19 protein-coding genes and 1 tRNA gene are annotated in these 21,475 nt (G+C 68.6%); 9 read left to right on the forward strand and 11 right to left on the reverse strand.

All coding sequences use genetic code 11. The features are described 5' to 3' along the window. Positions 1-38: 38 nt before the first annotated feature. Together argE and mfd are read right to left on the reverse strand one after the other, a co-directional pair. Complete coding sequence (argE, locus tag HWW87_RS06260) at positions 39-1,259, reverse strand: acetylornithine deacetylase (RefSeq protein ID WP_175819636.1); 1,221 nt, start codon at positions 1,257-1,259, stop codon at positions 39-41. A gap of 104 nt (positions 1,260-1,363) precedes the next feature. After that, positions 1,364-4,921 (reverse strand): transcription-repair coupling factor, encoded by a 3,558-nt coding sequence (gene mfd / locus HWW87_RS06265; protein ID WP_175819637.1) that lies wholly within the window; start codon positions 4,919-4,921, stop codon positions 1,364-1,366. A gap of 20 nt (positions 4,922-4,941) precedes the next feature. On the opposite strand from mfd, the gene ispD reads away from it, so the two are divergent. Together ispD and ispF are read left to right on the forward strand one after the other, a co-directional pair. Then, positions 4,942-5,652, forward strand: a complete 711-nt coding sequence (gene ispD, locus HWW87_RS06270) for a 2-C-methyl-D-erythritol 4-phosphate cytidylyltransferase (RefSeq protein ID WP_174431465.1) — start codon at positions 4,942-4,944, stop codon at positions 5,650-5,652. Between the two features lie 29 nt (positions 5,653-5,681). Further along, positions 5,682-6,167, forward strand: coding sequence for a 2-C-methyl-D-erythritol 2,4-cyclodiphosphate synthase (gene ispF / locus HWW87_RS06275; RefSeq protein ID WP_175819638.1), 486 nt, complete (start codon positions 5,682-5,684; stop codon positions 6,165-6,167). Between the two features lie 123 nt (positions 6,168-6,290). On the opposite strand, the gene HWW87_RS06280 is transcribed toward ispF, so the two are convergent. The 4 genes from HWW87_RS06280 to ompR form a co-directional block, all read right to left on the reverse strand. After that, positions 6,291-6,818 carry a carboxymuconolactone decarboxylase family protein gene (locus HWW87_RS06280; protein ID WP_050013297.1) on the reverse strand — a complete coding sequence of 176 codons (528 nt, stop codon included), beginning with the start codon at positions 6,816-6,818 and terminating at the stop codon, positions 6,291-6,293. 75 nt (positions 6,819-6,893) lie between these two features. After that, positions 6,894-7,442 (reverse strand): peroxiredoxin, encoded by a 549-nt coding sequence (locus tag HWW87_RS06285; RefSeq protein ID WP_006478563.1) that lies wholly within the window; start codon positions 7,440-7,442, stop codon positions 6,894-6,896. 189 nt (positions 7,443-7,631) lie between these two features. Then, the gene (locus tag HWW87_RS06290; protein ID WP_174390394.1) at positions 7,632-8,993 is read right to left on the reverse strand and encodes an ATP-binding protein; all 1,362 of its coding nucleotides are present in this window, start codon (positions 8,991-8,993) and stop codon (positions 7,632-7,634) included. Positions 8,994-9,034: 41 nt separating this feature from the next. Then, entirely contained in the window at positions 9,035-9,760 is a 726-nt protein-coding gene (gene ompR / locus HWW87_RS06295) for a two-component system response regulator OmpR (protein ID WP_004199523.1), read from the reverse strand. A 267-nt stretch (positions 9,761-10,027) separates the two neighbouring features. Between ompR and HWW87_RS06300 the strand changes: the two genes are divergently transcribed. The 3 genes from HWW87_RS06300 (at position 10,028) to HWW87_RS06310 (ending at position 13,231) form a co-directional block, all read left to right on the forward strand. Further along, entirely contained in the window at positions 10,028-10,306 is a 279-nt protein-coding gene (locus HWW87_RS06300; RefSeq protein ID WP_174390393.1) for a hypothetical protein, read from the forward strand. 134 nt (positions 10,307-10,440) lie between these two features. After that, positions 10,441-11,943, forward strand: a complete 1,503-nt coding sequence (locus HWW87_RS06305; protein ID WP_175819639.1) for a DUF1800 domain-containing protein — start codon at positions 10,441-10,443, stop codon at positions 11,941-11,943. 67 nt (positions 11,944-12,010) lie between these two features. Continuing rightward, the gene (locus tag HWW87_RS06310) at positions 12,011-13,231 is read left to right on the forward strand and encodes a DUF1501 domain-containing protein (protein ID WP_175819640.1); all 1,221 of its coding nucleotides are present in this window, start codon (positions 12,011-12,013) and stop codon (positions 13,229-13,231) included. Between the two features lie 10 nt (positions 13,232-13,241). Here HWW87_RS06310 and hpnD read toward each other — a convergent pair whose 3' ends face one another. Beyond that, positions 13,242-14,075: a presqualene diphosphate synthase HpnD gene (gene hpnD / locus HWW87_RS06315; protein WP_175819641.1), complete on the reverse strand. Its 834-nt coding sequence runs from the start codon at positions 14,073-14,075 to the stop codon at positions 13,242-13,244. Between the two features lie 234 nt (positions 14,076-14,309). Between hpnD and HWW87_RS06320 the strand changes: the two genes are divergently transcribed. Together HWW87_RS06320 and HWW87_RS06325 are read left to right on the forward strand one after the other, a co-directional pair. Continuing rightward, positions 14,310-14,396: transfer RNA gene (locus HWW87_RS06320), tRNA-Leu, on the forward strand. A gap of 184 nt (positions 14,397-14,580) precedes the next feature. Further along, a complete protein-coding gene (locus tag HWW87_RS06325; RefSeq protein ID WP_175819642.1) occupies positions 14,581-14,877 on the forward strand; it encodes a hypothetical protein in 297 nt (98 codons plus the stop codon). 104 nt (positions 14,878-14,981) lie between these two features. On the opposite strand, the gene HWW87_RS06330 is transcribed toward HWW87_RS06325, so the two are convergent. From HWW87_RS06330 to HWW87_RS06345, 4 genes are all read right to left on the reverse strand, one after another. Next, complete coding sequence (locus HWW87_RS06330) at positions 14,982-15,212, reverse strand: hypothetical protein (protein WP_050013292.1); 231 nt, start codon at positions 15,210-15,212, stop codon at positions 14,982-14,984. 111 nt (positions 15,213-15,323) lie between these two features. Next, the gene (locus HWW87_RS06335) at positions 15,324-16,433 is read right to left on the reverse strand and encodes a class II histone deacetylase (RefSeq protein ID WP_175819643.1); all 1,110 of its coding nucleotides are present in this window, start codon (positions 16,431-16,433) and stop codon (positions 15,324-15,326) included. Positions 16,434-16,447: 14 nt separating this feature from the next. Next, positions 16,448-17,650, reverse strand: coding sequence for an MFS transporter (locus tag HWW87_RS06340; RefSeq protein WP_175819644.1), 1,203 nt, complete (start codon positions 17,648-17,650; stop codon positions 16,448-16,450). Between the two features lie 21 nt (positions 17,651-17,671). Beyond that, positions 17,672-18,718 carry a porin gene (locus tag HWW87_RS06345; RefSeq protein ID WP_175819645.1) on the reverse strand — a complete coding sequence of 349 codons (1,047 nt, stop codon included), beginning with the start codon at positions 18,716-18,718 and terminating at the stop codon, positions 17,672-17,674. A 302-nt stretch (positions 18,719-19,020) separates the two neighbouring features. On the opposite strand from HWW87_RS06345, the gene HWW87_RS06350 reads away from it, so the two are divergent. Together HWW87_RS06350 and HWW87_RS06355 are read left to right on the forward strand one after the other, a co-directional pair. After that, positions 19,021-20,166, forward strand: a complete 1,146-nt coding sequence (locus HWW87_RS06350) for a helix-turn-helix transcriptional regulator (RefSeq protein WP_175819646.1) — start codon at positions 19,021-19,023, stop codon at positions 20,164-20,166. A gap of 105 nt (positions 20,167-20,271) precedes the next feature. Then, on the forward strand, positions 20,272-21,270 hold the full coding sequence (locus HWW87_RS06355; protein WP_175819647.1) for a 2-dehydropantoate 2-reductase: 999 nt from the start codon (positions 20,272-20,274) through the stop codon (positions 21,268-21,270). Positions 21,271-21,475 lie beyond the last annotated feature (205 nt).

The following is a 21,475-nucleotide window of genomic DNA, read 5'->3' on the forward strand; positions in this document are numbered from 1 at the left end:
GCCGGCCCGCACACGCGGGCCGGCGTGGCGGGAGGCAGTCAGTGTGCGTCGACCGACATGCTGCGGATGAACTTGCGCAGGAACTGCTCGCAGCCGGCGAGCTGCGCGAGCTCGACATATTCGTTCGGCTTGTGCGCCTGCTCGATGTTGCCGGGCCCGCACACGACGCTCGGGATGCCCGCGCGTTCGAACAGGCCGGCCTCGGTGCCGTACGCGACCTTGCGCTTGTCCTGGTCGGCCGTCAGCGCGCGCACGAGCTGCGTGATCGCGGCCTGTTCGGTCGCGTCGAGGCCGGGCGCCGCGGCGATCTTCGAGAACTCGATCGCGGCGTTCGGATGTTCGCGCAGCATCTGCGGCAGCAGCGTTTCCTGCGCATACGCTTCGATGCGCGTGAAGATCTGCTCGGGATCGAGCGTCGGCAGGTTGCGGAACTCGAAGTCGAAGCGGCACTCGGCCGGCACCGTGTTGATCGCGTTGCCGCCCTGGATCGTGCTCGTCTGCGCGGTGGTGAACGGCACGTCGTACAGTTCGTCGAACGGGCCTTCGGCGCGAAAGCGCTCGGCGATGTCGCGGATGTGGCAGATGAGGCGCGCCGCATACTCGATCGCGTTGAGCCCCTTCGGCGTCAGCGACGAATGCGCCGCGTGGCCGCGCACGCAGCAGCGGTACGCGTTGATGCCCTTGTGCGCGATGATCGGCCGCATGCTGGTCGGCTCGCCGACGATGCAGCCGGACGGCTGCACGCCGCGCTTCACGAGATCGGCGATCATCAGCGGCGCGCCCGCGCAGCCGATTTCCTCGTCGTAGGACAGCGCGAAATGGATCGGCTTCGCGAGCTTCGTCGCCTGCATCTCGGGCAGCAGCGCGAGCGCCGCGCCGATGAAGCCCTTCATGTCGCAGGTGCCGCGGCCGTACAGGCGGCCGTCGCGGATTTCCGGCGCGAACGGGTTGCTGTCCCATTGCTGGCCGTCGACCGGCACGACGTCGGTGTGGCCCGACAGCACGATGCCGCCGTTCGTCGAACCGTCGTGCGCGGGCACGGTGGCAAACAGGTTCGCCCAGCCTTCGCGCGGATCGTGCGTGATCGTCGACGCGATGCCCTTCGCGGCGAGCGCGTCGCGCACCGTTTCGATCAGGCCGAGGTTCGGCACGCGGCTCGTCGTGTCCATCGACACGAGTTGCTTGACCCAAGGCAGGCTGACGAGCGATGCGTCGCCTTCGGGTGCGGCGGACGGCGCCGTCGCGTCGAGAGTGGACATGGCAAAACTCCGTCTGATGAATGGGAAATCATACTCAAAAACGCGCCGGCCCGCCTTCGTCGGGCGCGATGCGGTGCAGCAACGTCGCGCCCGTCAGGATCGCATCAACGGGCCGCGACGGCTGCTCCCTGTTTCGGGGCGAGCGCGCGCAGCGTTTCCTTGATCGTCGACACGCGGATCGCGAGGTCGGGCGAGCGCGTCTCGATGCGCAGCTTGTCCTGGCCCGCGAGCTTGATGTGACGATGCTTCTGCACCATCTCGATGATCCGCATCGGGTCGATCGGCGGGTTCGGCTCGAACTGCAGCCCGATCGCGACCTCGCTCGCATCGATCTTCACGATGCCGAGCGGCTTCGCGGCGATCCGCAGCCGGTGCGTCTCGACGAGCGCGTGCGCTTGCGGCGGCAGCTTGCCGAAGCGGTCGATCAGTTCCTCCTGGATGCCGTCGATCGCGTCGCCGTGCTCGCAGTTCGCGAGCCGCTTGTACAGCGACAGCCGCTCCTGCACGTCCGCGCAGTAGTCGGCCGGCAGGATCGCGGGCGCATGCAGGTTGATTTCGGTCGTCGCGGCGAGCGGGGCGGTGAGGTCGGGCTCCTTGCCGTTCTTCAGCGCCTTCACCGCGTCGTTCAGCATGTCCGTATAGAGCTGGAAGCCGATCTCGTGGATTTCGCCCGACTGCTTGTCGCCGAGCACTTCGCCGGTGCCGCGGATCTCGAGGTCGTGCATCGCGAGATAGAAGCCCGAACCGAGTTCCTCCATCTGCTGGATCGCTTCCAGCCGGCGCTGCGCCTGCTTGGTCAGCGACTGCGGATCGTGGACCAGCAGGTACGCATAGGCCTGGTGGTGCGAGCGGCCGACGCGGCCGCGCAACTGGTGAAGCTGCGCGAGGCCGAACTTGTCCGCGCGGTGCATGATGATCGTGTTCGCGCTCGGCACGTCGATGCCGGTCTCGATGATGGTCGTGCACAGCAGCACGTTCGCGCGCTGCGCGACGAAATCGCGCATCACGCGTTCGAGCTCGCGTTCGTGCATCTGGCCGTGCGCGATCACGATGCGCGCCTCGGGCACGAGCGCCTCGAGCATCGCCTTGCGGTTCTCGATCGTCTCGACCTCGTTGTGCAGGAAGTACACCTGGCCGCCGCGTTTCAGCTCGCGCAGCATCGCCTCGCGGATCACGCTTTCTTCCTCGCGGCGCACGAAGGTCTTGATCGCGAGCCGCTTCTGCGGCGCGGTCGCGATCACCGAGAAGTCACGCAGCCCCTCGAGCGCCATCCCGAGCGTGCGCGGGATCGGCGTCGCGGTCAGCGTCAGCACGTCGACTTCCGCGCGCAGCGCCTTCAGCGCTTCCTTCTGGCGCACGCCGAAGCGGTGTTCCTCGTCGATGATCACGAGGCCGAGGCGCTTGAACTGCACGTCCGACGACAGCAGCTTGTGCGTGCCGATCACGATGTCGACGCTGCCTTCGTTGATCTGCGCGATCGCCGCGTTCACTTCCTTGGTGGTCTTGAAGCGCGACAGCTCGACGATCCGCACCGGCCAGTCCGCGAAGCGGTCGGCGAAGGTCTGCGTGTGCTGCTCGGCGAGCAGCGTGGTCGGCGACAGCAGCGCGACCTGCTTGCCGCCCAGCACCGCGATGAACGCGGCGCGCAGCGCGACCTCGGTCTTGCCGAAGCCGACGTCGCCGCACACGAGGCGATCCATCGGCTTGCCGCTCGTCATGTCGCCGATCACGGCCGCGATCGCCGCGGCCTGGTCGGGGGTTTCCTCGAAGCCGAAGCTTTCCGCGAATTTCACGTAGTCGCGCGGATCGAGCGAGAACGCATGGCCTTCTCGGGCCGCGCGGCGCGCGTACAGGTTCAGCAGCTCGGCGGCCGTATCGCGGATCTGCTGCGCGGCCTTGCGCTTCGCGCGCTCCCACTGGCCGGAGCCGAGCGCGTGCAGCGGCGCGCTGTCGGGATCGGCGCCGCTGTAGCGCGAGATCACGTGCAGTTGCGCGACGGGCACGTAGAGCTTGCTGTCGCCCGCGTATTCGAGATGCAGGAATTCGGTCTCGCCTTCGCCGAGATCCATCGACACGAGGCCCATGTAGCGGCCGATGCCGTGCTGCGCGTGGACGACCGGGTCGCCGACCTTCAGCTCCGACAGGTCGCGCACCATCGCGTCGACGTTGCTCGCCTGCTCCTGCCGGCGGCGGCCCGCGCGGCGGCCGAGCGCGCCGTACAGCTCGGTCTCGGTGACGATCGCATAGCCTTCGCCCGGCACCGCGAAGCCGTTCGCGAGCGGCGCGACGCCGAGCGCGAAGCGTTCGTCGCTCGCGAGCCAGCCCGCGAAGTGGTCGTTCGACGCGGGGCGCAGGTGGTGTTCGGCCAGCAGTTGCAGGATCGTCTCGCGGCGGCCGGCCGATTCGACCGTCAGCAGCACGCGCTTGCCCGACGATTCGACGAACGTGCGCAGCGATTTGAGCGGATCGTCCGAATGGCGGTCGACCGTGAGTTCGGGCAGGGCGGTCGCCCAGCCGCCGGCCGGCTGCGCGGGCAGCACGACGCGCGCGAACGGCTTCGCGAACGCGAAGAAATCCTCGTCGGACAGGAACAGCCGCTGCGGCTCGAGGATCGGCCGCTCGCGATCGTGCGACAGGAACGCGTGACGCTGCTTCGTATCGGCCGTGAAGCGGCGGATCGACGCTTCGAGATCGCCGGTGAACACGAGATGCGCGTCCTGCGGCAGATAGTGGAACAGCGTGGCCGTCTCGTCGAAGAACAGCGGCAGGTAATACTCGATGCCGGCCGACGGCACGCCGTTGCCGATGTCCTTGTAGATCGGCGCACGGCTCGGGTCGCCTTCGAAGGTTTCGCGCCAGCGGCTGCGGAAGGCCGTGCGCGCGGCTTCGTCGAACGGGAATTCGCGGCCGGGCAGCAGACGCACGTCGCGCACCGGGTAGAGGCTGCGCTGCGTGTCGGGATCGAATGCGCGGATCGAATCGACTTGGTCGTCGAACAGGTCGATCCGGTACGGCAGCGGCGAGCCCATCGGGTACAGGTCGATCAGCGAGCCGCGCACGCAGTATTCGCCGGGCCGCACGACCTGGCTCACGTGCTCGTAGCCGGCCAGCGTGAGCTGCGCCTTCAGCTTCGCCTCGTCGAGCCGCTCGCCCTGCGCGAACGCGAACGTGTACGCGGCCATGAACGACGCCGGCGGCATCCGGTACAGCGCGGTGGTGGCGGGCACGAGCAGGATGTCGCAGCGCCCCTCGCCGAGGTCGTGCAGCGTCGCCAGGCGCTCGGACACGAGGTCCTGGTGCGGCGAGAACGTGTCGTACGGCAGCGTTTCCCAGTCCGGCAGCAGGCGCACGCGCGCATCGGGCGAGAAGTAGCGGAGTTCCTGCGACAGCCGCTGCGCGTCGACCGCGTTCGCGCAGATCACCGCAAGGAGCGGGACCGCGTCGCGGTTGTCGGCGAGATAGCGGGCGATGGCAAGCGCGTCGGCGGAGCCGTGCGCGCCGTCGAAGGCGAAACGCTGGCCCGGTTTGACGCGGGCGACGGGCGAGGCGAACGGGGTGGAAGCGTTGTCTGGCATAGGGACGGCAGGGGTGGCGGGCACGGCGCGGCGCGGCGCGCCGGTCGAGACGAAAGACCTATTATAAAATCCGCTTCTCGATTTCATCTTTCCGGCGTTTCCCCTTGGTGACTCCCCGACTTTTTGCCCTGATTCCTTGCGCCGGCACGGGCAGCCGTTCCGGCTCGGCCGTGCCGAAGCAATACCGCACGCTGGCCGGCCGCGCGCTGCTGCATTACTCGCTCGCCGCGTTCGACGCGTGCAGCGAATTCGCGCAGACGCTCGTCGTGCTCGCGCCCGACGATTCCCATTTCGACGCACGCCGCTTCGCGGGCCTGCGCTTCGCGGTGCGCCGCTGCGGCGGCGGCTCGCGGCAGGCGTCGGTGCTGAACGGGCTGCTGGAACTGGCCGAATTCGGCGCGACCGACCACGACTGGGTGCTCGTGCACGACGCCGCGCGCCCCGGCATCACGCCGGAGTTGATCCGCACACTGGTCGCGACGCTGAAGGACGACCCGGTCGGCGGCATCGTCGCGCTGCCGGTGGCCGATACGCTCAAGCGCGTGCCGGCCGGCGGCGACGCGATCGCGCGTACCGAGTCGCGCGACGCGCTGTGGCAGGCGCAGACCCCGCAGATGTTCCGCATCGGCATGCTGCGCGACGCGATCCTGCGCGCGCAGCGCGAAGGGCACGACCTGACCGACGAAGCGAGCGCGATCGAATGGGCCGGCCACACGCCGCGCGTCGTGCAGGGCAGCCTGCGCAACTTCAAGGTCACGTACCCGGAAGATTTCGCGCTCGCGGAAGCGATTCTCGCGCGCCCCGCGAACGCTTCCTGACTTTCACCTCATCTCAAACCGGATTACGCATGGACTTCAGAATCGGACAAGGCTACGACGTGCACCAGCTCGTCGAAGGGCGCCCCCTCATCATCGGCGGCGTGACGATTCCGTACGAGCGCGGCCTGCTCGGCCACTCGGACGCGGACGTGCTGCTGCACGCGATCACCGACGCGCTGTTCGGCGCGGCGGCGCTCGGCGACATCGGCCGCCATTTCTCCGACGCGGACGCGGCGTTCAAGGGCGCGGACAGCCGCGTGCTGCTGCGCGAGTGCGTCGCCCGCGTGAAGGCGGCCGGCTTCGCGATCCAGAACGTCGACAGCACCGTGATCGCGCAGGCACCGAAGCTCGAGCCGCATATCGACGGGATGCGCGCGAACATCGCGGCGGATCTCGGGCTGCCGCTCGAGCGCGTGAACGTGAAGGCGAAGACCAACGAGAAGCTCGGCTATCTCGGCCGCGGCGAGGGCATCGAGGCACAGGCCGCCGCGCTGCTGGTGAAGCAGGGCGGCTGACGTCCGGCCGTGGCGGCGCGCGGTTCGCGCCGCACGCCGCGTCGCCAGAATGAAAAATGCCACGCGAATGCGTGGCATTTTCGTTTGCAGCCGGCGCCGCTCACGGCCGCGCGGCCGGATCGCTCATTCGCCTTCGGCGGCGATCACCTGCGCGGCGGCGTTGATCACCGACGCGATGCGGCCGACGTCGCGCAGCTGCGTCGTCGTCATCCCTTGCTCGTTCTTCAGCAGCGCGTAGTGCGACTTCACGCAGAAGTGGCACTTGCCGACGATCGACGCGGCGAGCGCGTACATCTCGAACTTGCGCTTGTCGACGCCACCGTGCGTCGCATACGCGCCCATCCGCAATTCGGCGCGCTGCGTCTTCAGGTCGGCGTCGTCGGCCATCTCGACATACGGATACCAGGTGTTGTTCATCCCCATCAGCGCGGCCGCGGTCAGCACGGCGTTCGTCTCTTCGGGCGACAGCACGCCGGCTTCGCGGATCGTCTTCACGAGCACGGTGCTCTTCGCCGCGATCGCCGCGGCCAGCGCCACGCCGACCGCATCGGTGCCTTCGAGCGACGAGCGCGAGATCGTGCCGTCCAGGTTCAGGCGGATGTCCTTCGCGTAGTCGGGGATACGCGCCTTAATCGAGTCGATGAATTCCATTGATATCTCCTATGGGTTGGCCGTTAAAAAAGCCCGCCGGCAGACGTGCGCCGCGGGCTTCGTGCATCGATGCGCTTACAGCGTTGCGCCGCCGACTGCACGGTTGCACGGGCACAGTTCGTCCGTTTGCAGGCCGTCCAGAATGCGCAGGACTTCTTCCGGGCTGCGGCCGACGTTCAGGTTGTTCACCGAAACGTGCTGGATCGTGTTGTCCGGATCGACGATGAACGTTGCACGCAGGGCCACGCCGGCTTCCTTGTCGCGCACGCCGAGCTGGTCGATCAGCTCGCCCTTGACGTCGCCGAACGAGTAGTGGTTCAGCTTGTCCAGATCCTTGTGCTCACGGCGCCATGCGAGCTTCACGAATTCGTTGTCCGAGCTGCCGCCGAGCAGGACCGCGTCGCGCTCTTCGAACTGCTTCGTCAGCTTCGCGAACTCGACGATTTCCGTCGGGCACACGAACGTGAAATCCTTCGGATAGAAGTAGATGATCTTCCACTTGCCCGGGAACGACGCTTCGGTGACGGTCTCGAACGCCGACTGGCCGTTTTCCTCGTGATTGTTGAAGCCCGGCTTCGCGGCTACGACGGTGAATGCTTCGAGTTTATCGCCCACGGTTTTCATGCGGATACTCCTGTGTGAGTTGGGAAGAAGACTGAGTCAAGCTACCTCGGTGCTGCAACGGTGATGTGACAGCATGCGGAACACTGTAACACTATTAACGGGGCGCTTCAATAGATTTTGACTAACGACCCTCATAGCTTTTGTCAACCGGGTCGATAGTGTGGCGCGCAAGATGCGTGCGCGCGCGTGTCACGCGGTCGCACGCGCCTTGCCGGCGCCAGGGAATTCGAGCGTGACTTCGAGGCCGGCTTCCGGGTCGCGGTTGCGCAGGCGCAGCGCACCGCGATAGCGGCCGACGAGCCGCAGCACGATCGCCATCCCGAGGCCCGTGCCGTCCGCCTTGGTGCGCGCGGTGTCGACGCGGTAGAACGGCCGCATCACGAGCGGCAGTTGATCCTCGGGGATGCCGGGGCCTTCGTCGCTCACCGACAGCTCGACGCGCGCATGCGACACGCGCGTCTCGAGCGTGATGCGCGAGATGCCGTCCTGCGTGCTCTGGCCGTACTTGCGCGCGTTCTCGACGAGGTTGCCGATCACGCGCCGCATGTCGGTCTCGTCGGCTTCGATGATCGCGCTCGGCGCGAGCCGCGTGCGGATCTCGACGCCGTCCTCGCCCGACACGCGCGCGGCGACGTCCTGTGCGACCGACGACAGGTCGACGGGCTCGGGCTTGCGCTGCGACGGGCGCGCGTAGTCGATGAAGGCCGCGATGATGCGGTCCATCTGTTCGATGTCGTCGACCATCGCGTCCTTGGTCGCCTGGTCGGACGGGCTCATCTCGGTTTCGAGCCGCAGCCGCGCGAGCGGCGTGCGCAGGTCGTGCGAGATGCCGGCGAGCATCAGCGCGCGATCGGCCTCGAGCTGTTCGAGGTCGCGCACCATCTGGTTGAAGCTGCGATTGGTGTCGGCCGCGACGCCCATCCCGCGCTCGGGCAGCGGCTCGGGCGCCTGGCCCGAACCGACCTGGCGCGCGGCGAGCGCGAGCCGCGAGAACGGCCGGTTCACGAGGCTCGTGATGAACGCGGAGCCGAACAGCGACAGCGCGAGCGCGAACAGCCCCCAGCCGGCCCACTGCAGGCCCGTGACGTTGTCGAGCTGGTCGCGGTCGAGCGCGACCCAGTAATCGTCGTCGTCGATCTTGAAGCTGATCCACACGCCGGGAATGTCGTTGACCGACTGCGCGATCACGGTATCGTCGCCGAGGCGGCTGCGGATATCGTGTTCGATCAGGCGGTTCAGCGATTCGTCGGGCTGCAGCTTGAACTTGTCGGTTTTCTCGCGCGGGTACACGCGCACGCCCTCGTTGCTTTCCAGATCCTGCAGCAGCGCGCGCCGCAAGTCGGGATCGGAATAGAGCAGGGCGGTGCGCGTGAGCTTCACGACCGCGACGAGCTGGAGCGCGACGCGCTGCGCACGCGGCTCGCGCTCGATCACGCGAAAGCTCTGGAACCACGCGGCGAGACTGACCGAGATCAGCAGCGCGATCAGCAGGAAGGTGCGCCAGAACAGCCCGCCGAACGCGAGCTGCAGAAGGCGCCGGTCGATACGCATGGGACGGGCCGTGGGCGGGGCGAAACCGGGAATGAAAAAGCTCAGGCGGCGCCGTCGGGAATGAACACGTAGCCGAGGCCCCAGACGGTCTGGATGAAGCGCGGGCTGCCCGGATCCGGTTCGATCAGCTTGCGCAGGCGCGAGATCTGCACGTCGAGGCTGCGGTCGAACACTTCGTATTCGCGGCCGCGTGCGAGCTCCATCAGCTTTTCACGCGACAGCGGCTGGCGCGGGTGGCGCGCGAACACTTTCAGCACCGAGAATTCGCCGGTGGTCAGCGGAATTTCCTGGCCGGACTTCGTCAGCGTGCGCGTGGCGAGGTTCAGCGAGAATTCGCCGAACTCGAACACCTCGGTGGTTTCCGACGGTGCGCCCGGCAGTTCGGCCGGCGCCTGGCGGCGCAGCACCGCATGAATGCGCGCGACCAGTTCGCGCGGGTTGAACGGCTTCGGCAGGTAATCGTCGGCGCCCATCTCGAGGCCGACGATGCGATCGACGTCTTCGCCCTTCGCGGTGAGCATGATGATCGGCGTGCGGTCGTTGCTGCCGCGCAGCCGGCGGCAGATCGACAGGCCGTCTTCGCCGGGCAGCATCAGGTCGAGCACGAGCAGGTCGAAACGCTCGCGGACCCAGAGCTTGTTCATCGCCGTCGCGTTTTCCGCGACATAGACGTTGAAACCCTGTTCGCCGAGATAGCGGCGCAGCAGGTCGCGCAGGCGAGGGTCGTCGTCGACGACGAGAATCTTGGAGGGGTTTTTCGTTTCCATGATCGGCATCTTATCGCGAATGGGAATTGGCGCACGGCCGCGTATTTTCGTGCGTTACAGTCGGTTACAAAATTTACCCGTAGTGTCGCGCGGAGTAAAGGCAGTCTATAGAGACTCCTTTACTCGAAGCCGAAATTCGGTAGATACTCCCCTGCACTCAATCTTTCATCTTTGCACACCCGAATTCCGCAGGGTTTTTCAAGTACCAGAGGTAGCCGGTTGCCGCGTGACGAAGGGAACAAATCGACCAAAGAAGCGAGGACGGTCATGCGATCTGCCCGGATTGCACTGATGCTGACGATCGCGCTTGCCGGTCCGTATGCGTCGAACTTCGCGTATGCGCAGCGCCCCGAGCAGGGCGCATCGTCGCGCAAGCTGCCGCGCGGCAAAGCGCCGCAACCCGATCGCGCCGCCGAGATGACGGTCCGTTCCGCCGTGCCTCCCGATCTCGAACAGCGCCGCCGCGACGGGCACATGACGCCCGAAGAGCGCCACCTGCTGCGCCAGCACATCGAAGACGCCGTTCGCGAGTTGTACAAGCGCTGAAGCGTGCCGTCGTTCGCCCTGCACGGAAATCCCCGCGCGGAAAGAATTCGTAGCACTTTTTCCGTCAACTTTCGGCTGCCGAATGCCGTTGTACGGGCATCCGCACCGCCGGTGCGTTCCGGGAGTCCCTGACGATGAAAGCGAACGCTGCCGCACCGGCGCCGTCGCCTGCCATGCAGTCGCCGCTCGATGCCGACGACGCGCTGTTTTTCCTCAGTCGCACCGGTTTTTCTCCCGCGCCCGCCGAGGTCGCGCGCATCGTCGGCATGACGCGCGCGCAGGTCGTGGCCGATACGCTCGGCAGCGCGCGCCGCGAACCCGTCACGACATGGCCCGACTGGCTCGCCGAGCTGCCGCCGACGCGCGCGCAGCGCCAGGCGCTGACGCCCGACATGCGGCGCGACGAGCAGCGCGAGCGCAATCGCCGCTACGATGCGTTGCGTGCGGCCTGGGTCAACGAGATGGTCGCGACGCCGTCGCCGCTCACCGAGCGCATGACGCTGTTCTGGCACGGGCATTTCACGTCCGGACAGGACAAGGTGCCTTACCCGCAGACGATGGCCGCGCAGAACGCGCTGTTTCGCCGCGAGGCGCTCGGCAACTTCGGCACGCTGCTGCACGCGGTCGCGAAGGATCCGGCGATGCTGCAGTATCTCGACGGCGCGAGCAATCGCAAGGGCCGTCCGAACGAGAATTTCGCACGCGAGGTGATGGAGCTGTTCACGCTCGGCGAAGGGCATTACACGCAATCCGACGTGACCGAGGCCGCGCGCGCGATGACGGGCTGGACGGTCGATCCCGACACGCTGCGCTTCGCGGTGCGGCCCGAGTGGCACGATACCGGCGACAAGACGATCCTCGGCGAAACCGGGCCGTTCGACGGCGACGGCTTTCTCGACATCCTGCTGAAGCGGCCGGGCACCGCGCGCTTCATCGCCGGCAAGCTGTGGCGCGAGTTCGTGTCCGATACGCCGGAGCCCGGCGCGCTCGACGCAGTGGCCGAACGGTTTCGCGCGAGCGGCTACGACATTCGCGCGGCGCTCGCCGCGCTGTGGTCGACCGACGCGTTCTGGGATCCGCGCAATCGCGGCGTGCTGGTCAAGTCGCCGGCGGAATTCGTGGTCGGCTCGGTGCGGCTGTTCGACGTGGCGTACGGCGATCCGCAGATGCTCGCGGACACCGTGCGCACGCTCGGGCAGAACCTGTTCTATCCGCCGAATGTGAAGGGCTGGCCGGGCGGCGCGCTGTGGATCAACAGCACCACGCTGCTGTCGCGCAAGCAGTTCGTCGAGCAGCTGTTCCGCGCGACCGAGACGGCCGGCATGCGCCCGCCGGCCCGTGCGATCGCGCCGCCGCCGAACGCGCATGCGCGCGCGATGCCGGTGGCCGACGCGGCGTCCGGCACCGGCCTGCGCGGCACGCCCGCGAAGCCGGCGCGCGGCGGCCTGCGTTTCGACCTCGAGCGCTGGCTCGCCCAGTATCGGGCGCGGCCGCAGGCGATCGCGGGATTGTCGACCGAGCTGCAGTTGCAGCACGCGGTGCTGCAACTCTCGCCGGTCGCGGCGATCGACACGGATTCGACCGGCAGCACGTATCTCGAGGCGCTGCTGATGGATCCGGCCTATCAACTGAAATGATGCAAACGACGACGAAGCGGGCGGCCGCCGCGGCAAAGGCGCCGGGCGGCGAACCAAAGGATGTGCGATGAACCGACGTGATTTTCTGACGCTGACGGGCGCTGCGGCGGCGGCCGGCGTGTCGATGTGGCAGGCGCCCGCGATGGCGGCTGCCGCGCCGCAGGCCGGGCGAAAGCCGGCGGCCGGGTATGCGAACGTGCTGATCCTCGTCGAGCTGAAGGGCGGCAACGACGGCCTCAACACGGTGGTGCCGTACGCGGACCCGCTGTACTACTCGTTACGGCGCAGCATCGGCATCAAGCGCGAGCAGGTGCTGCAACTCGACGCGCAGACGGGGCTGCACCCGTCGCTCGCGCCGCTGATGCCGTTGTGGCACGACGGGCAGGTCGCGGTCGTGCAAGGCGTCGGCTATCCGCAGCCGAACCTGTCGCATTTCCGTTCGATCGAGATCTGGGATACCGCGTCGCGTTCGGATCAGTACCTGCACGAAGGCTGGCTCACACGCACGTTCGCGCAGGCGCCCGTGCCGCCCGGTTTCGCGGCGGACGGCGTCGTGCTCGGCAGCGCCGAGATGGGGCCGCTGTCGAACGGCGCGCGCGCGATCGCACTCGTCAATCCCGCGCAGTTCATCCGTGCGGCCCGGCTCGCCGAGCCGTCGTCGCTGCGCGAGCAGAACCCGGCGCTCGCGCACATCATCGACGTCGAGAACGACATCGTGAAGGCGGCCGACCGGCTGCGCCCGCGCGGCGGGATGCGGGAATTCAGGACGGCCTTTCCGGCCGGTGCGTTCGGCACGTCGGTCAAGACCGCGATGCAGGTGCTGGCCGCGTGCGAAGCGTCCGGGCCCGGCGCGCAGGACGGTGTCGCGGTGCTGCGCCTGACGCTCAACGGCTTCGACACGCACCAGAACCAGCCGGGGCAGCACGCCGCGCTGCTCAAGCAGTTCGCGGAAGGGATGAGCGCGATGCGCGCGGCGTTGATCGAACTCGGGCGCTGGAACGAGACGCTCGTGATGACGTATGCGGAATTCGGGCGGCGCGTGCGCGAGAACCAGAGCAACGGCACCGATCACGGCACGGCCGCGCCGCATTTCGTGATGGGCGGCCGCGTGGCGGGCGGGCTGTACGGTGCGCCGCCGGCGCTCGGGCGGCTCGACGGCAACGGCAACCTGCCGGTCGCGGTCGATTTCCGCCAGCTTTACGCGACCGTGCTTGGGTCCTGGTGGGGGCTCGACGCGACGCGCGTGCTGCAGCAGCGTTTCGACACGCTGCCGCTGCTGAAGGCGTGATGCGCGCCGCTTAGCGGCGGCGAACGGCGCGCCATGCGGTCCACAGCTTGCGGATCGGCGTCAGCGCGATGCGCTGGTGCAGCACCTGGTAGCCGTCGCGCGTGATTTCGTCGAGCAGCGCGCCGGCCAGCGCGATCTGCGCGCGCAGCGTGCGCTGCGCGCGGCGTTCGGCGGCGGGAATCGCCGCATCGGCCGCCGCGAGCGCCTCGCGCGCACGGGCCGTCTGGAATTGCAGTAATTCGGTGAAGGCGGGGCTGTAGCGGCGGTTCAGCAGATCGGCGGCGGTCACGTTGTAGCGCTGCAGTTCGTCGATCGGCAGATAGATGCGGCCGTGGCGCGCGTCGTTGCCGAGCTCCTGCACGAATTGCGCGAGCATCAGCGCGCGGCCGACGTCCGCGGCCCACGGCTGCGGGGCGGCCGGGTTCGCCGAACTGGCGCGCGCGACCAGCGACGCGAAGGTGCCGCCGACCTGCGCGATATAGCGCTGCAGATTCGCGAAGTCGAGGTAGCGCGCCTGTTCGAGGTCCATCCCGTAACCGTTGACGAGCGTGCGCAGCGCATCGGCCTCGGCGGCGATCGCCGGGTGATGCTGCGCGAGCGCCTTCGTGACGGGGTGCGACGGCTGCCCGTCGGCGAGTGCCGCGAGTTCCTTGTGCCACCACGCGAGCTTCGTGTGTCCGATGGTCGGATCGCTGGTTTCCTTGACGGTTTCCTCGAGTTCGCGGCGCAGCGCGAACAGCGCGGTCAGGCGCGGCTGCGTGACGAGCGGCGCCTGGCGCAGCGCGTAGTAGACGCTGGAGCCTGCGGGGGCGGCCTTTTGCTGACAGTAGTCGTCGAAGTTCACGGGCTGAATCGGGTGGGGCGGGTTCGGGGGACGCGCGGCGGCGCGCTGCCGAAACGTCGAGCGCGGCATTCTAGCACCGCGGCACGACGGGCGCCGGCGGGGCGAGACAAGGCCGCCCGGATCGGGTAGAATCTCGCGCTCGCCTGATCGGGCGTGCCGGTTTTCGGGCCGGCGTGAAGTCCCGGGCGCGTGGAGCACGCATCTTGCGTCCGCGCGGTCAGGCGACGGAAATGCGCGTGAGTGGCGAAATTGGTAGACGCACCAGGTTTAGGTCCTGACGCCCGCAAGGGTGTGCCGGTTCGAGTCCGGCCTCACGCACCAGAAGTCGAACGCGCCCCCGTCAGGGGCCGTTCGCGAAAAAGCGCTGCCGGTCGGCTGACCGCAGCGCTTTTTTGTTGACGCCGGTTTCCTCGCCCGGCATCCGGACCTCGCCCGACAAACCGGCCGCGTGTAATATCGTGCTCACTTTTCATACCAGCAGCACGACGACACCGAGGGGCCGCCGATGAAATACACCGTACGCATCCCGATTTCCGTTCTGGCGCTGATGCTGGCCGCACCGGCCTTCGCCAATACGCCTGCCGACAATATCGCCTGGAGTGCCAAGCCTGTGAAGACGGTCGCGTCGTCGTCGGCATGCACCGCGTACTCGGGGCGCGCGATGTCGGGCAACGGCCAGCCGCTGTCGACCGAGGGTGTGCTGAAAACGCTCGGCACGTTGGCGGCCGGCGCCGCGCTGGGTGCCGTGGCCGGCGGATATCAGGGCGCAGCCCCCAATCCGTGCCCGCGTCCCGGCCTGTGACTCGCTTGCAAGCGGATCGCGGAGCGCACCGCTTCAGTTGAAACAAGCGCGATACGAAGCGCCGCGCGTCGCCCGACCGCGGCGCTTCGTCGTTTCCGGCGCGCCTATTCCCAGAAGCTGCGAATCGCGACGGCCACGATCACCGGCACCGAGAACACCAGCGGAATCGCGAAATACTGCGCTTCGCGATCGACGATCCAGCTATAGATCACCCACGCCGCGCCGATCGCGAACGTGATGAGGCCGACCGTCACGGCGGCGATGTTCAGGGCCAGCTTCGACGGCTGGCGGCGCGTTTTGGCGTTGTCGTTGTTATCGCGCGGGGACGATTTCATCGGAAGAGTGCGGCCTCGGGCCGGAACAGGGGTAAAGACACAGGAAACCCCATCCGCATCGATCGCGCAAGGGCCGGCGCATGCCGGCCCGGTATCGTTCGTCAGCGCGCGTTACAACCCGAACGACACGGCCAGTTCGTCGAGCAGTGCGCGCTGGAACGCGACGAACCGCTCGCCCGGCTGCTGTGCGATCGCCAGGTCGAGCATCGGATCGGCGACCTCGGTGCGCAGGCCGGCCAGTTCCTCGACGATCGCGAGCCCGCAGAACGGCACGTACGCCTCCGAATAGCCGCCTTCGTGAACGATCACCAACCGCCCGCCGCAATGGCGTTGCGCGGCTTCCTTTACCGCGCGGGTCATGAACCGGTAGCTGTCGGTATGCAGCTGCATGCGCGCGAGCGGATCGACCGCGCTCGCGTCGAGGCCGCTCGCGATGACGATCAGCTCGGGCCGGAAACGCGCCAGCGCCGGCAGCACGATCCGCTCGAACGCATACCGGTATGCATCGTCGCCGCTGCCCGCGAGCAGCGGCACGTTCAGGTTCGCGCCGACGCCCGCGCCTTCGCCGCGATCGTCCGCGCCGCTGTAGCCGGGCGGGAAGCAGCGGTCCTGGTGCAGCGAGATCGTCAGCGTATCCGGATCGTCGTAGTAGATCGACTGCGTGCCGTTGCCGTGATGCACGTCCCAGTCGATCACCGCGACGCGCTCGATGCCGTGTTTCGCGCGCGCGGCCTCGGTCGCGATCGGGATGTTCGCGAGCAGGCAGAAGCCCATCGGGCGGTCGCGCAGGCAGTGATGGCCGGGCGGCCGCGACAGCGAGAACGCATTCGCCGCGCGCTCGCCGACGACCGCATCGACCGCCGCGATCGCGAGGCCGGCCGACAGCGCGGCGATCTCGTAGCTGCCCTTGCCGAATGGCGCGAGATCGCCGAGGTCGCCGCCGTTCGCGTCGCTCAGCGCGCGGAACGCGTCGAGATAGTGCGGCGGATGAATGCGCAGCAGGTCGGCCGTCGTCGCGGGCTCGGCGCCGCGCAGGTCGAGCTGCGTGGCGAGGCCCGACGCCTGCACGAGCGACAGGAAGCGGCGCTTCGAATCGGGCGATTCCGCGTAGCCGGCGCTCGACGGCGGCTGGACCCAGCCGCCGACCGGGAAGAACAGCGCGTGCGTGCCGCCGGTGTGCCAGAAAGTGCGTTCGTCGGTGAAGAAGGCAGTGCGATTCATGGATGCGTGACCTGTCACGGTTGGGATGAAACGGAAGAACGGCGATCGATGTGGCGCAGCGCGGCGAACGACACGATCGCGCCGGCCGTCGCGGCTGCGAACAGCGCGCGCATCGTGCCGCCGGTGTCGAGCATCAGGCCGGCCAGCAGCGGGCCGGCGGCGAGCCCCGCGCCGATCACGAAGTTCAGCGTCGCGACGAGGCGGCCCGACGTGTCGATCTGCGCGACCGTGGCGAGAATGAACGGCAGCACGAAGGTCCACGCGAACTTGAACGCGAAGATCGCCGCGCTGTAGCCGCCGGTGTGACGCATCGCGGCGAGCGCGACGAGCGACGCCGCGAGCAGCGCGTAGCCGGCCGCCAGCATCGCGCGCCGCGCGAGCCGGCCGCCCGCGCACGACGCGAGCGCCGCGCCGGCGATCCCCATCACGCTCGCGATCGCGAGCACGTTGCCGGTCGACTGCGGATCGAGCCCGGCCTCGGCCGCCGCGCGGCTCGCGAACGTCCACACGCTGCCGATCGCGAGATAGAACGTCAGCACCGCGCCGATGGCGAGCACGACGAAGCGTCGCGGCGGCGGCGGCGCGTCGCCGCGGGCCGTGTGCGCGGATGCCGTCCGCGTGCCGAGCGACGACGGAAAGCCGCGCGACAGCGGCGCCGCGAGCAACGCGAGCACGGCGAGCGCGACGTACAGCGCGCGCAGCCCGAACGCGGCGAACACGTGCGGCAGCACGAACAGGCCGACCGCGCCCGCGATCAGCTGGCCGACGACCCACAGGCCGTACACGCGGTCGCTGTTCCTGCTCGTCGCCGCGCTCGTCATGCAGAGCACCATCAGCGAGCCGCCGCCAAGAGCGGTGACGGCGCGCAGCGCGAGCAGCGCGGCGAAGCCCGGCATCCACAGCGCGGTCAGCAGGTTGCCCGCGCCGAACAGCGCGATGGCGAACGCCGCGACGCGGCGCGCGTCGACCCGACCGAGCCACAGGTACGACGGCACGGTCGCGAGGCTGAACGCGCCGAGTTCGACGAAGAAGTACGTGCCGATCTGCGACGCGGACAAGCCGAGCTGCGTGGCGAGCTGACCGGCGACGGCGGGCGCCACAAGGAGCAACAGCGGCGTGATGGCCGCGAACACGACGAGCGCGACGAGCGTCGAGCGCGCGAACGTCGACGCGCGGCCGTCGGGCGAGAGGGCGGCATCCGGGGACAGGGTTTTCATGGCGGGATCTCGTTGAGGGAGTCAGAACAGGTGGTACATGCCGACCATCGCGCCGAACTGCGACGCGCCAGCGAGTGGCGTCGGGTCGTATTCGTAGACGGTCTGTGAACTCTGGCCGCCGTTTCGCGCATAGCCGACGTTCACGTAGGCAACGGTGCGTTTGGACAGCGCGTACGTGGTGCTCGCGATGAACAGCGTCGGGTGGCCGATCGCCGGCGTGCGCGAATCGGTGTGGTAGACGCCCGCGTTCAGGCCGATCCCGTTCGACGTCAGGTAGCGCGCACCGCCCCAGACGATCGTGCGGGCCGCGTCGAGGTCGCCGGTCAGGCGTTCGACGCCTGCATGGACGGTGAGCGGCAGCGTGGCGAATGCATAACGCGCGGCGAGCGTGCCGAGTTCGCGACGCCGCGCGGACGCATCGGCCGCCGCCGATACGTCGCCGTGCGCCTGATGCAGCACCGCGCTCACCGACAGGCCGTTGCTCGTGTACTGGCCGCCGAGCTCGAGCACACGGCCGGCGCGCGTATTGCCGGCGACGCCGGCGGTCGCGGCGAGCGCCTCGACGTCGAAGCCGGCGAAGGTCGGCGACTGGTATTTGACCGAGTGATCGATGAAGTTCGCGTTCATCGGCACGAGCACGCCCTGGCCGCTGTACGACCCGTACCAGAGCGGGTCGTAGAACAGCGTCTTGTCGAACAGCACGCTGAACTGGCGGCCGAGCGTGACGGTACCGGCCGGCCCCGCGATGCCTACGTATGCGCCGCGGAAGAACGCGTAGCCGGGCACGGTCGCGGTGCCGTCGTTGAGGTTCAAGCCCTGTTCGAGCTTGAACAGCGCCCGCCAGCCGCCGCCGAGATTCTCGTGGCCCTTGATCCCGATCTGCGAAGGCAGGATGCCGTAGTTCTGCAACCGCACGGCCGAGTGGCGCCCGTCGGCGTGCGTCAGGTATTGCACGCCGGCGTCGAGCGCGCCGTACAGCGTGAGGGCGGACTGCGCCTGCGCGGCGGCGCCGCACGCGGCAAGCGTCGCGGCGGCCGCGGCCGTGCGGATGAAGCGGGGTGTCGTCACGTGGGGCTCTCCATACCGTCCTGCATCGGTGTGTCGTGGGTGTTGTCGCGACGCAGTGTCCGCAGCGGGAAAACCGTCGAACAGTCGTCCAGATGAACGGTGCGGAAAACCCGCGGTGCGCGGCGTGAACGCCGCGCGATGCCGCCGCGCGCCGTGCTGCGCAGCAGCAACGCGCGGTGCACCGTTCAAATGGATGGGGCTGGCGAGCGTTCCGGCGCCGTGGGCCGCCAAAAAAGCCGCTCGCTATAATCGGCCGGTGTCGTTGCGCGCATCAGCAGCCCGACCGGACAGGAGAGCGGAAAGTGAGGATCACGACGGATATCGGGCAGGATCTCGACGCGCTGCGCGACGTGCCGGCCGCCATCGCGCTCGACGAATTCGCGTGGCCGCCGCTGCCGTCCCGGCGCGCCGATTTCGATGGCGTCACGCGTGGCGACGCGGCGCAGCGCGAACTCGGGCTGATGCTGCTCGACCTGTACGCGGTGGCCGCGCAATCCGCCATCGGCGAATTCGAATACCGGTTCTTTTCGCTGCTGCAGGCGCTCGTTCCGTTCGATGCTGCGTGGACGGGCGTCGCGACCCATGTGCCGACCGGCCCGGTGATGCACAACAGCTTCTTGTACCGGTTGCCGCATGCGTTCTTCACCGACTGGAAGCGCGTGCGCGATTGCGATCCGCTCGCGCACCGCACGCTGCACGGCGCGCACGGCCGCGCGGTGCGGCTGACGGTCGTCGAGCCGGGGCTCGATGCGCGGTTTCGCGACTGGTGCGTGAAGTACGGGCTCGCGCAACTGATGTGCGTGTGTACGCTCGATCGCCGCTTCGGCCTGACGACGTTCATGTCGATCTATCGCCAGGGCCTGAACCGGCCGTTCAGCGACGGCGACGCGCGGCGTTTCGAGGAAGTGATTCCGCATCTGGCCGCCGCGCTGACGATCAATCGGGCCGCGCAGCTCACGCGCGAGCGCGCCGACACGGTCGCGCCGGCGGCGCGTGCGCTGTGCGACAACTTCGGTGTGCTGCACCATGCCGATCACGGTTTCGACGACGTGCTGCGCACCGAATGGCCGGCCTGGGCCGGCGCACGCGTGCCGGAGCCGCTCGTCGCGCACCTGCGGCGCCAGTCGGGCCAGCCGTTCGTCGGCGACGCGCTGCGCATCCAGTGCGTGCCCGTCGCGGGGCTGTTCCAGATCGAGGCGCGGCCGCGCTCGCTGCTCGACCGGCTGAGCCCGCGCGAGCTCGCGGCGATCCGCTATTACGGCGCCGGGCGTTCGCACAAGGAGGTCGCGCAGCAGATGGCGATCTCGCCGACGACCGTGCGTCACTACCTGCGCTGCGCGTACCGCAAGCTCGGCATGCACGACAAGAGCCAGATCGCCGGCGTGCTCGGCGCGACGGGCGGCGCGACCGATGACGACGCGTTGGAAGCCGGCGGCATGCCGCGCTGACGCGCACGAACCCGTGCCGCACGGCGTGCGCTGCGTTGCCGGAATGGTTGTGCCCGCAACCATTGAGCGTTATGCTCGTCAGCTCCCAGGAGACGGAATTCCATCATGAACGACACGAATTCAGGGTCGGTGCGTGCGGCGGTGGTCGGGGTCGGCGCGATCGGCGGATTGCTCGCGGCCGCGTTGTCGAGAGCCGGCATGACCGTGAGCGCATATGCGCGCGGCGCGACGCTCGATGCACTGAATGCGCACGGCGTGCGCGTGATCGACGAGGCCGGCGCAACCGTGTCGGTGCCGGTGCGCGCAAGCGACGATGCGGCCGCGCTCGGCGTGCAGGACTACGTGGTGATCGCGCTGAAGGCGCAGGCGCTGCCGGCGCTCGCCGCGCGCATTGCGCCGCTGGTCGGGCCGGATACGGTGATCGTCGCGGCGATGAACGGGCTGCCGTGGTGGTTCACGCACGGGCTCGAAGGGGCGATCGACGGCGTGCCGCTCGATGCGGTCGATCCGGCCGGCGCGGTGTCGGCCGCGTTGCCGCCCGCGCAGGCGATCGGCTGCGTCGTGCACCTGTCGTCGAGTACCGACGCGCCGGGCGTCGTGCGGCGCGGGCGCGGCAACCGGCTGATCGTCGGCGCGCCCGATCCGCGGCTCGACGTGGCCGCGGCACGGTTCGCCGCGGCGCTCGCGGCCGGCGGTTTCGACGTCGAGTCGACGCCCGCGATCCGGACCGAGATCTGGACGAAGCTGTGGGGCAACATGAACATGAACCCGCTGAGCGCGTTGACCGGGTCGACGGCCGAGCAGTTGCTCGACGATCCGTTCACGCAGGATCTCGCGTTGCGGATGATGGAGGAGGCGGCAGCGATCGGCGCGAAGCTCGGGTTGTCCACCGGGATGAGCGGCCCCGAGCGGATCGCGGTCACGCGCAAGCTCGGCGCATTCAAGACGTCGATGCTGCAGGATTTCGAGGCGGGGCGCTCGCTCGAGATCGGGCCGATTCTCGGCGTGTTTCCGGAACTCGGCCGCAAGCTTGGCGTGCCGACGCCATACTGCGACGCGGTGCTCGGATTGTTGCGTCAGCGCGCGACGAACAGCGGGTTGTAGTGCGCCCGAGGCCGCTGAATTCGCAGCCGTCGGCAACACGACCACGCGACACGCGCTTCGCGCGATGCCGCCACATGATGCAAAACGGGCCGCCCGGATCGCGCGTGACGCGACCCGGGCGGCCTGTCTGTCTGATTCATCGGATCAATACTGCCGGCAGCGCTCGGCCATCCGGCGAACTGGCGACGCCGGAGCCGACGCGCGG

The sequence above is a fragment of the Burkholderia sp. BCC0419 genome (assembly GCF_902830285.1).
GTDB lineage: Bacteria > Pseudomonadota > Gammaproteobacteria > Burkholderiales > Burkholderiaceae > Burkholderia.

Excerpts from the sequence above, each read along its gene's own strand:
- HWW87_RS06280 (WP_050013297.1), bottom strand. The coding sequence starts at position 6,818 with ATGGAATTCATCGACTCGATTAAGGCGCGTATCCCCGACTACGCGAAG.
- HWW87_RS06340 (WP_175819644.1), bottom strand. The coding sequence starts at position 17,650 with ATGAAAACCCTGTCCCCGGATGCCGCCCTCTCGCCCGACGGCCGCGCG.
- HWW87_RS06335 (WP_175819643.1), bottom strand. The coding sequence starts at position 16,433 with ATGAATCGCACTGCCTTCTTCACCGACGAACGCACTTTCTGGCACACC.
- HWW87_RS06305 (WP_175819639.1), top strand. The coding sequence starts at position 10,441 with ATGAAAGCGAACGCTGCCGCACCGGCGCCGTCGCCTGCCATGCAGTCG.
- HWW87_RS06355 (WP_175819647.1), top strand. The coding sequence starts at position 20,272 with ATGAACGACACGAATTCAGGGTCGGTGCGTGCGGCGGTGGTCGGGGTC.
- argE (WP_175819636.1), bottom strand. The coding sequence starts at position 1,259 with ATGTCCACTCTCGACGCGACGGCGCCGTCCGCCGCACCCGAAGGCGAC.
- HWW87_RS06330 (WP_050013292.1), bottom strand. The coding sequence starts at position 15,212 with ATGAAATCGTCCCCGCGCGATAACAACGACAACGCCAAAACGCGCCGC.
- HWW87_RS06310 (WP_175819640.1), top strand. The coding sequence starts at position 12,011 with ATGAACCGACGTGATTTTCTGACGCTGACGGGCGCTGCGGCGGCGGCC.
- HWW87_RS06290 (WP_174390394.1), bottom strand. The coding sequence starts at position 8,993 with ATGCGTATCGACCGGCGCCTTCTGCAGCTCGCGTTCGGCGGGCTGTTC.
- ispF (WP_175819638.1), top strand. The coding sequence starts at position 5,682 with ATGGACTTCAGAATCGGACAAGGCTACGACGTGCACCAGCTCGTCGAA.
- HWW87_RS06325 (WP_175819642.1), top strand. The coding sequence starts at position 14,581 with ATGAAATACACCGTACGCATCCCGATTTCCGTTCTGGCGCTGATGCTG.
- ompR (WP_004199523.1), bottom strand. The coding sequence starts at position 9,760 with ATGGAAACGAAAAACCCCTCCAAGATTCTCGTCGTCGACGACGACCCT.
- HWW87_RS06300 (WP_174390393.1), top strand. The coding sequence starts at position 10,028 with ATGCGATCTGCCCGGATTGCACTGATGCTGACGATCGCGCTTGCCGGT.
- mfd (WP_175819637.1), bottom strand. The coding sequence starts at position 4,921 with ATGAAATCGAGAAGCGGATTTTATAATAGGTCTTTCGTCTCGACCGGC.
- HWW87_RS06285 (WP_006478563.1), bottom strand. The coding sequence starts at position 7,442 with ATGAAAACCGTGGGCGATAAACTCGAAGCATTCACCGTCGTAGCCGCG.